General features: G+C 71.6%; 14 protein-coding genes. 8 read left to right on the top strand and 6 right to left on the bottom strand.

The annotated features are described in order from the left end of the window. Window positions 1–154 precede the first annotated feature (154 nt). From RIN75_RS36765 to RIN75_RS36755, 3 genes are read left to right on the top strand one after another with little or no spacing between them, the layout of a single operon-like run. Window positions 155–1,081, top strand: coding sequence for an ABC transporter ATP-binding protein (locus RIN75_RS36765; RefSeq protein ID WP_309116707.1), 927 nt, complete (start codon window positions 155–157; stop codon window positions 1,079–1,081). Between the two features lie 53 nt (window positions 1,082–1,134). After that, window positions 1,135–1,854: an ABC transporter permease gene (locus RIN75_RS36760; protein ID WP_309116726.1), complete on the top strand. Its 720-nt coding sequence runs from the start codon at window positions 1,135–1,137 to the stop codon at window positions 1,852–1,854. A gap of 44 nt (window positions 1,855–1,898) precedes the next feature. Beyond that, window positions 1,899–2,849 (top strand): COX15/CtaA family protein, encoded by a 951-nt coding sequence (locus RIN75_RS36755; protein ID WP_309116706.1) that lies wholly within the window; start codon window positions 1,899–1,901, stop codon window positions 2,847–2,849. Here RIN75_RS36755 and RIN75_RS36750 read toward each other — a convergent pair. The 4 genes from RIN75_RS36750 to RIN75_RS36735 are packed head-to-tail and all read right to left on the bottom strand — an operon-like array spanning window position 2,786 to window position 6,837. Next, complete coding sequence (locus tag RIN75_RS36750; protein WP_121232231.1) at window positions 2,786–3,250, bottom strand: GbsR/MarR family transcriptional regulator; 465 nt, start codon at window positions 3,248–3,250, stop codon at window positions 2,786–2,788. The two genes, RIN75_RS36755 and RIN75_RS36750, sit on opposite strands and share 64 nt — an antisense overlap. 59 nt (window positions 3,251–3,309) lie before the next feature. After that, entirely contained in the window at window positions 3,310–3,828 is a 519-nt protein-coding gene (locus RIN75_RS36745; RefSeq protein ID WP_309116705.1) for a DUF742 domain-containing protein, read from the bottom strand. 7 nt (window positions 3,829–3,835) lie between these two features. Further along, on the bottom strand, window positions 3,836–4,279 hold the full coding sequence (locus RIN75_RS36740; RefSeq protein WP_309116704.1) for a roadblock/LC7 domain-containing protein: 444 nt from the start codon (window positions 4,277–4,279) through the stop codon (window positions 3,836–3,838). Next, window positions 4,276–6,837 (bottom strand): nitrate- and nitrite sensing domain-containing protein, encoded by a 2,562-nt coding sequence (locus RIN75_RS36735; protein WP_309116703.1) that lies wholly within the window; start codon window positions 6,835–6,837, stop codon window positions 4,276–4,278. The genes RIN75_RS36740 and RIN75_RS36735 overlap by 4 nt, the downstream gene beginning before the upstream one ends. A gap of 349 nt (window positions 6,838–7,186) precedes the next feature. Here RIN75_RS36735 and RIN75_RS36730 point away from each other — a divergent pair, with 349 nt between their 5' ends. From RIN75_RS36730 to RIN75_RS36720, 3 genes are read left to right on the top strand one after another with little or no spacing between them, the layout of a single operon-like run. Then, window positions 7,187–7,597, top strand: a complete 411-nt coding sequence (locus RIN75_RS36730; RefSeq protein ID WP_309116702.1) for a DUF485 domain-containing protein — start codon at window positions 7,187–7,189, stop codon at window positions 7,595–7,597. After that, window positions 7,594–9,171, top strand: coding sequence for a cation acetate symporter (locus RIN75_RS36725; protein ID WP_309116701.1), 1,578 nt, complete (start codon window positions 7,594–7,596; stop codon window positions 9,169–9,171). Before RIN75_RS36730 ends, RIN75_RS36725 begins: the two co-directional genes overlap by 4 nt. Window positions 9,172–9,213: 42 nt before the next feature. Continuing rightward, window positions 9,214–9,801 carry a hypothetical protein gene (locus RIN75_RS36720; RefSeq protein ID WP_309116700.1) on the top strand — a complete coding sequence of 196 codons (588 nt, stop codon included), beginning with the start codon at window positions 9,214–9,216 and terminating at the stop codon, window positions 9,799–9,801. 12 nt (window positions 9,802–9,813) lie between these two features. Here the strand turns inward: RIN75_RS36720 and RIN75_RS36715 are convergent, their stop codons facing one another. Continuing rightward, window positions 9,814–10,668 carry a hypothetical protein gene (locus RIN75_RS36715; RefSeq protein ID WP_309116725.1) on the bottom strand — a complete coding sequence of 285 codons (855 nt, stop codon included), beginning with the start codon at window positions 10,666–10,668 and terminating at the stop codon, window positions 9,814–9,816. 59 nt (window positions 10,669–10,727) lie between these two features. Next, window positions 10,728–11,024, bottom strand: coding sequence for a hypothetical protein (locus tag RIN75_RS36710; RefSeq protein ID WP_309116699.1), 297 nt, complete (start codon window positions 11,022–11,024; stop codon window positions 10,728–10,730). Window positions 11,025–11,061: 37 nt separating this feature from the next. Between RIN75_RS36710 and RIN75_RS36705 the strand changes: the two genes are divergently transcribed. Next, entirely contained in the window at window positions 11,062–12,684 is a 1,623-nt protein-coding gene (locus RIN75_RS36705; protein ID WP_309116698.1) for a DUF885 domain-containing protein, read from the top strand. An 85-nt stretch (window positions 12,685–12,769) separates the two neighbouring features. Next, entirely contained in the window at window positions 12,770–13,741 is a 972-nt protein-coding gene (locus tag RIN75_RS36700; protein ID WP_309116697.1) for a quinone oxidoreductase, read from the top strand. Window positions 13,742–13,756 lie beyond the last annotated feature (15 nt).

The following is a 13,756-nucleotide window of genomic DNA, read 5'->3' as shown; positions in this document are numbered from 1 at the left end:
GCAGCGCGGTGGCGGTGGCGTCGGCAGGGGGTGCGACGCGCGGTAGACCGAGGGGTGCGCCTGGCGCCGCAGGCGCGGCTTCGGCTGGGCTGGCGAAAGGAGCGAAGCGACCTGCCTGAAGAAGGGGGGAGAGGAAGCTTTAGGCTTGGCGGTCGTGAGCCCGCACCCCCAGCACCCTGCCGTGGAAGTGTCGGGGCTGGTCAAGCGATACGGCTCCACCGTCGCGGTGAACGGACTCGACCTCGCCCTCCCCCGCGGCGACGTCCTCGCGCTGCTCGGCCCCAACGGCGCCGGCAAGACCACCACCGTCGAGGTCTGCGAAGGCTTCCGCCAGGCCGACGGCGGCACGGTCCGCGTGCTCGGGCTCGACCCCCGCTCCCCCGCCCTCCGCCCGCGCATCGGCGTGATGCCGCAGGGCGGCGGCGGTTACCCCGGCGTCCGGGCCGACGAGATGCTGCGGCTGGTCGCCGCGTGCGCCGCCGACCCGCTGGACCCCGCCTGGCTGCTGGACGTCCTCGGCCTCACCAGCGCGAAAAACACCCCCTACAAGCGCCTCTCCGGCGGGCAACAACAGCGGCTCTCCCTCGCCTGCGCCCTGATCGGCCGCCCCGAACTCGTCTTCCTCGACGAACCCACCGCCGGCATGGACCCCCAAGCCCGCCACCTGGTCTGGGAACTCGTCGCCGCCCTCAAGAACGACGGCGTCAGCGTCCTCCTGACCACCCACCTCATGGACGAAGCCGAAGCGCTGGCCGACCACGTGGTCATCGTCGACCGGGGCCAGGTGGTCGCCGCCGGCACTCCCCAAGAGCTGACCGCGCTCGAAGACCAGCAGCTCCGGTTCCGCGCCCGCCCCGGCCTCGACCTCACCCTCCTGATCGACGCCCTCCCCGAAGGCATGAAGGTCCGCGAAGCCACTCGCGGCGGCTACCTCGTGCAGGGCCGCATCGACCCGCAGGTCGTCTCGACCGTCACCTCGTGGTGCGCGCAACAAGGCGTGCTGGCCGAAGAACTCACCGTGGCCAAGCGCAGCCTGGAGGACGTCTTCCTCGATCTGACCGGACGGGAGCTGCGGTCGTGAGGTTCGCACCGGGCACGTTCACCCCCCGCCCCGGCCGGGGCTCGCTGGGCCGGATGCTGCTGACCCAGGCCCGCACCGAGGCCGTCCTCACCCTGCGCAACGGCGAGCAGATCCTCCTCACCGTCCTCATCCCGGTGGCGCTGCTCATCGCCATGAGCGTGATGTCGGTCATCCCGGTCCCGGAACCCCGCGTCGGCTCCTCGGTGGCCCGCATCTTCGCCCTGGCCGTGATCTCCTCCGCGTTCACCGGCCAGGCCATCGCCCTGGGCTTCGACCGCCGCTACGGCGTCCTCAAACGACTGGCCGCGACCGCCCTCCCCCGCTGGCTCCTGGTCGCCGGCCGGGTGATCGCGGGCCTGGCCGTCGTCGCGATCCAGATCACCATCCTCGCCGTCATCGCCACCTTCCTGGGCTGGGACCTCCCGACCGCGACCGGCTGGCTGTGGACCGCCGCACTCCTCGTCCTCGGCACCCTCACCTTCGGCGCACTGGGCGTGCTGCTCGGCGGCGCCCTGCGAGCCGAGATCGTGCTGGCCCTGGCCAACATCGTCTGGTTCCTGCTCCTGCTGGTCGGCGGCGTGGCCCTGGGTGTGGACAGCCTCCCCGCCTGGCTGGCCACCGTCGTGGAACTCCTGCCCTCCGCCGCCCTGGCCGAGGCCCTGCACACCGCCGTGGTCGACGACCAGGCCCCCGCCGCCGGCCACGTCCTCGTCCTGCTCGCCTGGGGTGTGGCCGCCGCCGCACTGGCCACCAGGACGACGAAGCTCACCTGACCCGGCCGCGACTTCTCAGCAAGTGGTACCTACCATCGGTAACCGTGCCTGACTGGGTCGTCGCCTTCCTGATGAAGTTCCAACGCGCTTTCGCCGTCGCCGTGGTGATAGCCCAGGCAGGCATCGCCGTCACCGGTTCGATCGTGCGCGTCACCGGCTCCGGCCTGGGCTGCCCCACGTGGCCCGAGTGCGTGGCCGGCAGCCTCACCCCGGTCGAGCACCCCGAGGTCGCGCCACTGCACCAGTGGGTCGAGTTCGGCAACCGGACCCTCACCGGCCTGGTCGGCATCATCGCCGGCCTGTGCGTGCTGGCCGCCTGGTACTCCAGGCCCCGCCGCAAGCGGGTGCTCAAGCTCGCGCTCATCCAGCTCGTCGGCGTGGGCGTGCAGGCCGTGGTCGGCGGCATCACCGTGCTGACCGGCCTGCTGTGGTGGACCGTCAGCGTCCACTTCCTGATCTCGATGGTCCTGACCTGGCTCGCGGTCCTCCTGCACGCCTCCCTCAAGGAAGGCGACGCGCCCGCCCGGCCGCGCATCTCCGCGAACGTCCTGCGGCTCCAGGTCGTCCAGGCCGGCGTGCTCGGCCTGCTCCTCCTGGCGGGCACGTTCGTCACCGCCGCCGGCCCGCACGCCGGCGACGCGTCGACCCCGCGCCTGGACCTCCCGGTGGAAACCCTCTCCCAGCTGCACGCCGACCTGCTGTTCCTGTTCCTCGGCATGCTGATCGCCCTGGGCTTCGTCCTGCACAACCAGGCCCGCCGCCCGTACTACGTCCTGGTCGCCACCGTCGTGGCCCAGGGTGCGCTGGGCATGGTCCAGTACTGGACCGGTGTCCCCGAAGTGCTGGTCTCGATCCACGTCCTGGGCGCCGGCGCGGTCGTCATCGCCACCGCCAACCTGTGGGTCGCCACCCGCGAACGAGCCCAGCAGGTTCAACGCGACGACGAGGGCCTGCGCTCCCACACCGCCGGCAGCTCGGTCGCCAGCCAGGTGTAGAGGTCGTCCACCGCGCGCAGCCGCATCGCCCGCTCCGGGTCGCCGCTCATCAGCCGCATCCCGGCCTCGGTCAGCTCGCGCACGCTGGTCAGCGCGTCCAGCTTGCGCGCCACCAGGTCGCCCCACCGCTTCTCGTTGATCCGGTACTGGGCGGCCTGCCGGCCCCGCCGGGTCCGCTTGGTCACCAGGCCCTCGCCGACCAGGAACTTCAGGTTCGTGGAGATCGACCCGCTGGACGCCTCCAGCTCCTGCGACAGCTCCGCCGCCGTCCGCTCGGTCGGCTGGCACACCAGCAGGTACCCGAGGATGCGCCCGCCGATCAGCGGGATGCCCTCCCGTTCGAAGTGCGCCGCGAACCGCTCGATCCACGCGGACAGCCGAGTCTCACGCCCGACGCTCACCAGCCAACCCCCTGTTCCAGCGCGCCTGTTTCGGCGGGCACTGAAACCATCGTAGGCAGTCAGAGCCGCCGGAGGCCCGCCAACACGCGCTCCATGAGCCCGAGATCCGGTTGTTCGCCGTTGGAGGACGCGGTCCGGTGCACGTCGATCAGCCCGCGCTCGGCCATGTCGCCGAGCAGCACCTTGGCCACGCCCAGCGGCAGCCGCAGCAGCGCCGCGACCTCCGCCACCGACCGCGGCCGGGCCACCAGCGAGATGACCTCCTGGTACTCGGCCTTCAGCGCACCCGGGTAGTCCCAGTCCACCGTGGAGACCAGGGTCTCGATCTCCAGCTGGACCGATGACGTGGTCCGCCCGCCGGTCCACGAGTAGGCGCGGACGATCGACGCGGCCTCCTCGTCGCGCGGGTACTCGAAGTCCACGTCGTCCTGGAACACCGGGTGCGGGCGCGTGGGCACCTCGACCTGGTCCGGTTCGGGCCGCGGCGCGGGCTTGCGCCGCCGACCCGCGTCCAGGCTGAAGCCGTTGAGCAGGTCGGCGAACGTCTGCTCGGCGGACGACTCGGGCTCCTGGCTCATGACCACCTCACGCCGACGGGCGGGCCATCATCCGTTTCACGCCCTGGATCTCGGCGCGCAGTTCCGGGGTGAGCAGCTGCCCCACCTGGTCGACGACGACGGTCATCTCATAGGCGACCTGGCCGACGTCGGCGTCCGGCGCGGCCAGCACCGCCAGGCACGAGCCGTCCCGGATCGACATCAGCAGCATGATCCCGTACTGCATCTCGATGACCGAGCGCAGCACCGGGCCGCCGTCGAAGCACCGCGCGGCCGACTCGGTCAGGCTCGCCACGCCCGCCGCGATCGCCGACAGCTGCTCGGCGCGGTCGTCGGGCAGGCCGCTGGACGCGGTGAGCAGCAGGCCGTCCACGGAGATCACCACGGCGTGGGCGACACCGGGCACGCGTTCGGCGAAGTTGCTCACGATCCAGCCGAACTGGTCGATCTGCCGTGACCTCTGCCCGCTCATGTGCTCTCCCGCCCCGTTCGGTTCTCACCGGACTCCCGTACACCTTGCCGGATACCGGTCTGGTAACTGGCCAGAAATCCCCGTGTCGCGTTCGGATCACGCCGAACGGGTGCACCGGGTTCCGGTGCTTCGGGGCGGTCCGCCACCAGGTTCGTGCGCGGCCTGCGCTTGGGCAGGGCCGTCGAGTTCTCCGCCGCGGGCACTTCGGCCTGCACCGGAACGTCCGCGTTGCGCTGCCGCGCCGGTTCCGCCGGACCCGGGGGAACGGGCTTGCCGGTGAACCAGGTCGACGGGTTGCGCGTCCCGCCCGCCGGAGCCGGCGCCCGCGTCGGCAACGGCGTGCCACCCGGCGGAGTCCGTGGCGGCACCGGCGTGCCACTGGGCGGAGTCCGTGGCGGCAACGGCGTTCCACTGGGCGGAGTCGGCGTCCGCGTCGGCAACGGCGTGCCGTTCGGCGGGGTCGGCGTTCGCGTGGGCAACCTGGTGCCGTTCGGCGGAGTCGCGGTGCGCGCGGGCAGTGGCGTGCCGTTGGGCGGGGTCGACGTCCGCGTCACCGGTCGGGCCGACGACGTCACCGCCACGTGTCCCGCGAAGGTCTGCTCGGACGCCGTCACCCGGCGCGGCTTGGGCGCACTGGCCGCGCGCACCAGCTCCGGCGGCAGCGCGACCACCGCGCGCACGCCCTCGCCCTGCTCCCGCAGCATGACCTGCATCCCGTGCCGACCCGCCAGCCGCCCCACCACGTACAGGCCCAGCTGGCGCGACACCGGCAGTTCGCCCGCCTCGTCCGCCGCGGCCTGCGCGATCTTGCGGTTGGCCTGCTCCAGGTCCTCTTCGGACATGCCGACACCCACGTCGAGCACGTCCACGAACACGCCACCGCCGGCCCGCGCCCGACCGCCCACGACCACCTGGGTGCGCGGCGGGGAGAAGTTGGTCGCGTTGTCCATCAGCTCGGCCACCAGCCGCACCAGGTCACCGGCCGCGTAGCCGACGACCTCGACCTGCGGCGTGGCCTGCACGACGACCCGCTGGTACTGCTCGATCTCCGACGCGGCGGCGCGCAGCACGTCGCCCAGCGGCACCGGGCGGGTGAAGCGGCGGGCCATGTCGCTGCCGGAGAGCACCATCAGGTTCTCGTTGTTGCGGCGCATCCGGGTGGCGAGGTTGTCCAGCTTGAACAGGTTCGCCAGCTGCTCGGGGTTCTCCTCCTGCCGCTCCAGCTCCTCCATCAGCTTGAGCTGCCGCTCCACCAGGCCCTGGCTGCGGCGGGACAGGTTGACGAACGCGCTGCGCATCGCGGTGCGCAGGTCGGCCTGCTCGGCGGCGGACGCGACGGCCTGGCGGTGCACCGCGTCGAACGCGCGCGCCAGCTGGCCCAGTTCCTCCCGCGTGTGCACGGGGACCGGCTCGACCGAGGTGTCCGGCGCGGCGTCCTCCTTGAGCTGCGCCACCAGGGTCGGCAGCCGGTGCTCGGCGACGTCCAGCGCGGCCACCCGCAGGGCGCGCAGCGAGCGCAGCAGGTAGTTGCCGACGACGAAACCGACCGCGGCGGCGGCGAACAGCGAGGCCAGCAGGATCACCGAGGCGGCGCCCGCGCGGTCGCTGGTCTCGTCCTGCAACCGCTCGGCGGTGTCGGCGAGCTGCTTCTCCAACTCGCGCAGCACGATGCCGATCTGGCGCTGGGCGCCGACCGAGCCGTCGTCCCAGGCGTCCACGGAGACCCGGTCGGCGATCGACTCGGGCTCCCGGCGGATCTGCTGCAAGAGGCTGTTGCGGGCGTCCACGTCCTGGCCCGCGACGGTGGCGCGGTAGTCGGCCTGCTGCTGCGGCGTGGCGACGGCGTTGAAGTCGGCGAGCTTGTCCTGCTGGCGGGTCCAGGACTGCTCCAGCGCGGTCAGCTCGCTGTCCAGCAGGGATCGCCGGCTGATGCCGGCCAGCACGGTGGCGTGCTGCCAGGACATCTGCTCGGCGGCCATGGAGAGGTTGTGCAGCGCCGTGGCCGTGCCGGACAGGCTGGACTCGCCGAAGTCGCCGACCATCGCCTGGTCGAAGTCGAGCAGGGCGCGCAGGACGACGCTGTAGCCGCCGATGCCGCCCGCGAGGTCCACGCCGCCGCTGATCACGCGGTCGCGCAGCTGCGGCAGGCCGTCGAGCTGGACGGTGACGTCCTGGAACCGCGCGTCCGCGACCTCACCGAGCCGGGCGCGTTCCACGAGGTTCTTCACGCCCGCGGCGGCGGCGTCGGTGGCGCGCACCAGGTCCCGGAACCGGGACAGGTCGACGCCCGTGAAGTCCGCGCGCCGCGCGGAGAACGCGCGTTCGGCCTGGACGTGGCTGATCAGCGGGTCGAGGCCGGCGCGCAGCGTCACCAGCCGCTGCATGCCCGCGTACTGGTCGGCCGTCTTGATGTAGCTGCGGATCTGCACCAGCCCCGCGCCGACGGCGACCAGCACCGGCACCGCGAGGACGGCGGCCAGCTTGACCGGCAGCCGCCAATTCCGCCAGTCGGCGACGGCGGTCCACCACTGCCGTCGCGTGCCGTTTTCGCCTGTCACCACACAAGTCCCGGGGTAAATGAGTAACCGATCGACTACGCAAATCGTCACCGGCACGAGCGGCAGGCGGCGGATGCTGTTGCGGGATAGTAGGTGGTGGATCAGGCCAGGACAACGACCTCCTCGCAGGTCATCCACCGTTCGGCGCACGGGTCGCGGTGAACGCGACCCGCGACCCAATCGAGACTTCGCCCCCACCGAGGTCGTGAGCTGCGTTAACAGCCTCGGCGGAGCGTCACCGGCGGCGGGAACCCGTTGACTGCGCGCCGCGCGGAGTTACGCTTCTCGCTCGCCGAGTGCCGCACCAGCCGTCCCGCGGTCGATCGAGGCGAAATCCCCTGGAGGTTTGATGACGAAGGCGATCCTGCCTCCGAGCGAATCGCGGCGCCCGCGCGGTTTCGCGACGTTCGACGAAGATCCAGGGGTCCCGCTGCTGGTCGACGAATCGGGCCGGCCGGACTTCGTCGCGCTGCGAAACAGCGAGGATTTCCGCGAGTTGCGACGGCGCGTGACGCGCTTCGTACTCCCCGCGACTTTCGGCTTCCTGGCGTGGTACCTCGGTTACGTGGCGCTGTCGGCGTACGTGCCGGAGTTCATGGCGACCGAGGTGTACGGCGTGATCAACATCGGCATCGTGTTCGGGGTGCTCCAGTTCGTCAGCACCATCGCGTTGACCCTGGCCTACGCGCGCTACGCGAGGCGCAAGCTCGACCCGCAGGTCGACGCGGTCCGGGCGCTGACCAAGGAGGGTCGCGCGTGACCGGCGGCAACACGGCCATCAACGTCGGCGTCTTCGCGGTCTTCGTCCTGATCACGCTCTGGGTCGTGTACCGGGCGGGCAGCCGCAACACCACCGCGTCGGACTACTACGCGGCGGGCAGCAGTTTCACCGGGCCGCAGAACGGGATCGCGCTGTCCGGCGACTTCCTGTCCGCGGCGTCGTTCCTGGGCATCTCGGGCAGCATCGCGGTCAACGGCTACGACGGGTTCCTGTACTCCATCGGCTGGGTCGTGTCCTGGCTGATGGGGTTGATGATCATCGCGGAGCGGTTGCGCAACACCGGTCGGTTCACGCTCGGGGACGTGCTGGCGTTCCGGATGCGGCAGCGGCCCGTGCGCGCGGCGGCGGCGAACGTGACCCTGGTGATCTCGCTGTTCTACATGATCGCGCAGATGGCGGGCGCGGGCGCGTTGATGGCGCTGCTGCTGGACGTGCACACCAAGGCGGGGCAGGCGGTCGTCATCGCGGTCGTCGGCATCGTCATGGTGCTGTACGTGCTCGTCGGCGGCATGAAGGGCACCACGTGGGTGCAGATCATCAAGGCCGTGCTGCTGATCCTGTGCGTCACGCTGATGACGGTGTTCCTGCTGGGCAAGTTCGGCTTCAGCCTGTCGTCGATCATGGAGACCGCGTCCCGCAACAGCCCGTTGGGCCCGCAGGTGCTCGAACCGGGCGCGCGGTACGGCGGAACCCCGTTGGCGCGCTTGGACTTCATCTCGCTCGCGCTGGCCCTGGTGCTGGGCACCGCGTCCCTGCCGCACGTCCTGATGCGCTTCTACACCGTGCCCAACGCGCGCGAGGCGCGGCGGTCGGTGGTGTGGGCGACGTGGATGATGGCGATCTTCTACCTGTGCACGCTGGTGATCGGCTTCGGCTCGCTGGCCCTGGTCGGCGCGGACACCATCAAGAAGGCCCCCGGCGGCGAGAACTCCGCCGCGCCGCTGCTGGCGTTCGAGATCGGCGGCGCGGTGCTGCTGGGCATCGTGGCGGCGGTGGCGTTCGCGACGATCCTCGCGGTGGTGGCGGGTCTGACGCTGACCGCGTCGGCTTCGTTCGCGCACGACGTGTACGCGAACGTGATCAAACGCGGGCACGCCGAGCCGCGGCAGGAGGTCCGGGTCGCCCGGTTGACGGCGGTCGTGGTCGGGTTGCTGGCGATCGTGGGCGGCATCGCGGCCAACGGGCAGAACGTGGCGTTCCTGGTGGCGCTGGCGTTCGCGCTGGCGGCGTCGGCGAACCTGTCGACGATCATCTACTCGATGTTCTGGAAGCGGTTCAACACCAACGGGACGCTGTGGGCGATCTACGGCGGTCTGGTGTCGTGCGTGGTGCTGATCGCGTTCTCGCCGGCCGTGTCGGGCACGAAGACGTCGATCTTCCCCGAGGTGGACTTCGCGTTCTTCCCGCTGGGCAACCCGGGTCTGGTGTCGATCCCGTTCTCGTTCCTGTGCGGGTTCCTGGGCACGGTGCTCAGCCGCGAGAAGGCGGACCCGGCGAAGCAGGCGGAGATGGAGGTCCGGGCGTTGACCGGCATCGGTTCGGGCTTGCGGTAACGATCCGGGGCGCGGCACTGATCTTCCGGTGGGGAGGTCGTGATGCCGTTGTTCGGCCGCAGGCACGTCGAGGTCGCGCAGCCCAAGCCGGCGGAGGAGCACACCGGTCCGCTCGCGGAGTACACCGCGCTGCGGGCGGAGGTGCTGTTCGCGACCGAGATGATGTGGAAGGGCACCGTGTTCCAGGTGACCAGCGCGGGCGCGGTGTTCGGCTTCTCCCTGTCGTCGGCGGGCCGGTTGCCGCTGCTGCTGATCGTGCCGTTCAGCTCCTACATCCTGTGCACGCGCACCATCTTCTACCGGCGCCTGATCCACAACGCCAAGGTCTACATCCACAGGGAGCTGGACGGGCGCGTGCCGGGCGGCCTGCGGTTCGAGGAGTGGCGACACCAGCGGTCCCGCAAGCGGCAACTGCTGAGACCGGTCTACGAGAACCCGTTGGTGCTGATGTTCCCGGGGATCTCGGCGCTGTCGCTGGGGACGGTGGCCGTGTGGTTCCTTCGCACGCCACCCAAGTGGCATGCCGCTGAGGTGGGCGGGACGGTCGCGTGGTCGATCGGCGCGGTGCTGACCTTGCTGTCCGTGGCGCTGCTCTGGACGGCGCACCGCCAGATCGTCGCCGAACGCTGACCCGGGACCGGGCTAGAAGCGGCTCAGGGCCGTGCGGACCGCGGAGGCGAAGCGGAGCGGGGCCGTGGTGTCGGTTTGGCGGAAGCCCAGGGACGGCTCGACCAGCTCCAACTCCAACAGCGAAGGCGCCCCAGCCGCGTCGGCCACCAAGTCCACCCGCGCGTACAGGAAATCAGTCCGCCGCAGGCCCAAGTGCTCCGCCGCCGCATCCAGCGCATCCTCGGCCACCCGCTGCTGCGGCCCGGTCGGGTGCGCGCCGGACAACCGTTCCACGATGTACAAACCGGACTCGTCGTACTCGGCGTCCTTGGTCAGCATCGCGCCCTTGTTGAACGCGTGCGAGTACTGCCCGCCGAAGTACACCAGGGCCGTCTCGCCGACCGCGTCCACCGCCGCCTGGTACGGCTGCACCAGCGCCGGACCGCCCAACGAATACAAATGCGCCGACGCCGCCTCAAAGTCGCCCGGCGACACCCGCAGCGCACCCCGCGAACCCGAACCCACAGTGGGCTTGATCACGAACTCGCCCGCCGGCCAGTCCGAGAACCCCGGCTCCGCCAGCACCGTCGGCACCACCGGCACACCCATTCGGGCCAGGTCGAGCATGTACGACTTGTCGGTGTTCCACGGCACCACGACAGCCGGGTTGGCCAACGTCGGCACCGACGAGCACCACTCCAGGAACTCCGCGCGCCGGTCGGTGTAGTCCCACGTCGACCGCAACACCACCAGGTCGGCGGCCTCGCCCGACCCCCAGACCGTCCACGACGCGTCCACGCCGACGTCGGCCAACGCCCCGATCAGGGCGTCGTCGTCGCCGTCACCAGTGGGCAGGGAAGCGCAGCTCGCCAGAAGGACCTTCACCAGCGCAGCCTAAACAGGAGCGTTTCGCTTGCCAAGGCCCTCACCAGCCGGAAAAACGGTGGTCAGATCGCCCAGGGGGACGCCATCTTGCGGCGGTGCGCCGGGCCGATCCGGGTCGCCGCGGTGGTCTCGCGGTCCCAGTCGTGCTGGTCCAGGTCGGCGACCGCCGCCACCAGGGCCTCCGCGGACGCCACGTCCGGCAGCACGACGTCACCCATCGCGCCGTCGTCGCCCACCAGGACCACGCGCGCGCCGGCGCGGCCGATGTTCTGCACCACCGCGCGGGACGGCTTGCCGTGTTCCGCCACGAAACGGGTCGCGGTCTTCACCGCCGCGCCGACCTTCTTGTCCTCAGCCACCCGACAAGACTAGAACCTGCGGGTAACTTCCGTGCACGTGACCGAAACCACGACACCGCACACCCTGGTCGGCGAGTTCCTCACCTGGCACTTCGACCGCAACCCCGCGACCGCCGCGATGCTGGGCTCGCTCGCGCACGACCACACCCTCGGCGACTTCAGCGCCACCGCACTGGCCGAGCAGGAGCGCGAGGCGGGCGTCTGGCTCGACCGGTTCGCCCGCGCGCGCACCGACGACCTGGAGGAGTCGGTCGACCGGGACCTGGTCGTGGCCGTGCTCAAGGGTGTCCGGGCGAAGGCGGCGTGGCCTGCGTGGCGGCGCGACCCGTCGACCTACACCGCGGCCGTGCTCTACCCGCTGTTCACCGCGTTCCTGCACCGGCTGCGCCCGGAACCGGAACTGGTCGACAGCGTGATCGCCCGGCTGGCCGAGGTGCCCGCGCTGCTCGCGCACGCCGAGCGCAACCTCGACCCGGACCTGGCCGCGCCCAAGATCGTCGAACGGGCCGCCGCCCAGGCCAAGACCGGTCGCGCGTTCCTCACCGGCACCCTGCCCGCCGAGGTGACCGACCCGGGTCTGCGCGCCAAGCTCGCCGACGCCGCCGAGCCGGCCGCCGCCGCGTTCGACCGGCTCGCCGCGTTCCTCGACGAGTTCGCCCCGCGCGCCCGCGGCGACTGGCGGATGGGCGAGGCGCTGTACTCGGAACTGCTGCTGGAGCAGGAAGTCCTGGGCTACGGCGCGAGCGAGCTGCACGAGCGGGGCAAGGCCGCCTACGCCGACCTGGAAGCCGAGATGAAGCTGCTCGCGGGCACCGACGACTGGCACTCGGTGATGGTCGCGCTCCAGGACGACCACCCGCCCACGCCCGAGGCGATGCGCGCCGAGTACGAGGCGGAAACCCTGCGGGCGCGGGCGTTCCTCGTCGAACGGGGCCTGGTGACGCTCGCGGACGGCGAGGAGTGCCGGGTGGTGCCGTCGCCGACGTTCCAGCGGCCGGTGCTGTCCGTCGCCTCCTACATGTCCCCCGCGCCGCTGACCAACGGCCGCGTCGGGCACTTCTTCGTGCCGTGGCCGCCGGAGGGCTTCACGCCCGAGCAGACCGAGCAGCGGCTGCGCACCAACTCCCGCGCCCAGCTCGCGACCATCGCCGTGCACGAGGCCTACCCCGGCCACCACTGGCACCTGTCGTGGCTGGCCGCCCAGGACCGCCCGGTGCGCAAGGTGTTCCGCACGCCTTACTTCTCCGAGGGCTGGGCGCTCTACGCGGAGAAGCTGCTGCGCGAGCACGGCTACTTCACCGCCGAACAGGTCGGCGACGAGCGCAAGGCCCGCGCGCAGGAACTCGCCCACGTCGAGGCGCGGCTGTTCCGGGCGGCCCGGATGATCGTGGACACCGCGCTGCACTGCGGTGACATGACCGTCGAGCAGGCCGAGGAGTTCATGACGACCAAGGCGTCCCTGACGCCGGGCACGGCGCAGGGCGAGGTCACCCGGTACTGCGCGTGGCCGACGCAGGCCCCGTCGTACCTGACCGGCGCGCTGGAGATCGACAAGATCCGCGACGAGTTCACCGGCACGCAGCGGGAGTTCCACGACCGGCTCGCCGGGTCGGGCGCGCTGCCGCTGGGCCTGGCGCGGCGGGTCGCTCTCGGCAAGTGAGACGCGGAACAGCACGCGCGGAACAGGCGAGGGCCTTCGCGAGTTGGCCTGGAACAAGCAACGAGTGAGGACAGGACGGCTGACTATGCCCAAGGCAGTGGTGGTGCACGCGACCGGCGGACCCGAGGCGCTGGAGTTCGGCGAGGTCGAGGCGCGCACACCGGGCGCCGGCGAACTCCTGGTGGACGTGGCCGCCGCCGGCGTGAACTTCATCGACACCTACCACCGCGAGGGCCGCTACCCGCTGCCCCTGCCGTTCGGCGTCGGTCTGGAGGGCGCGGGCCGGGTCGCCGCCGTCGGCCCGGACGTGACCGGGTTCGCGGTGGGCGACCGGGTGGCGTGGGCGCACGCGCCGGGCAGCTACGCGGAGCAGGCCATCGTCCCGGCGGCCGCGGCCGTGCCGGTTCCCGAAGCGGTGAGCGACGACACCGCCGCGGCCCTGATGCTCCAGGGCATGACCGCGCACTACCTGGTCGCGTCGACCTACCCGGTGCAGGAGGGCGACGCGGTCCTCATCCACGCCGCCGCCGGTGGTGTGGGCCTGCTGCTGGTGCAGCTGGCCAAGGCGCGCGGGGCCCGGGTGATCGCCACGGTGTCCACGGAGGCCAAGGAGGCGCTCGCGCGGGAGGCGGGCGCCGACGAGGTCATCCGGTACGACCAGGTGGAGTTCGCGCCGGTCGTGCGGGAGCTGACCGACGGCAAGGGCGTGGCGGCGGTGTACGACGGCGTCGGCGCGTCGACGTTCGACGGCAGCTTGGCGAGCCTGCGGGTGCGGGGCTACCTCGTGCTGTTCGGCGCGTCGAGCGGCGCGGTGCCGCCGGTCGACCCGCAGCGGCTCAACCAGGCCGGGGCGGTGTACCTGACCCGGCCGTCGCTGGGCGCGTACACGGCCACCCGGGAGGAGTTGGAGTGGCGGGCGCGGGAGTTGTTCGCGGCGGTGGAGAGCGGTGACCTGAACGTGCGGATCGGGGGCCGGTACCCGCTGGCGGACGCACGACGCGCGCACGAGGACCTGGAGGGCCGGCGCACCACCGGCAAGCTCCTCCTCCTGCCCTGACGCTGGTCCGCGTGG

It is taken from the genome of Saccharothrix sp., assembly GCF_031180885.1.
Lineage (GTDB): Bacteria > Actinomycetota > Actinomycetes > Mycobacteriales > Pseudonocardiaceae > Actinosynnema.
This window is presented reverse-complemented; position numbering and strand designations above follow the sequence as displayed.

Excerpts from the sequence above, each read along its gene's own strand:
- RIN75_RS36740 (WP_309116704.1), bottom strand. The coding sequence starts at position 4,279 with ATGAGCGGGCAGAGGTCACGGCAGATCGACCAGTTCGGCTGGATCGTG.
- RIN75_RS36720 (WP_309116700.1), top strand. The coding sequence starts at position 9,214 with ATGCCGTTGTTCGGCCGCAGGCACGTCGAGGTCGCGCAGCCCAAGCCG.
- RIN75_RS36760 (WP_309116726.1), top strand. The coding sequence starts at position 1,135 with ATGCTGCTGACCCAGGCCCGCACCGAGGCCGTCCTCACCCTGCGCAAC.
- RIN75_RS36730 (WP_309116702.1), top strand. The coding sequence starts at position 7,187 with ATGACGAAGGCGATCCTGCCTCCGAGCGAATCGCGGCGCCCGCGCGGT.
- RIN75_RS36700 (WP_309116697.1), top strand. The coding sequence starts at position 12,770 with ATGCCCAAGGCAGTGGTGGTGCACGCGACCGGCGGACCCGAGGCGCTG.
- RIN75_RS36745 (WP_309116705.1), bottom strand. The coding sequence starts at position 3,828 with ATGAGCCAGGAGCCCGAGTCGTCCGCCGAGCAGACGTTCGCCGACCTG.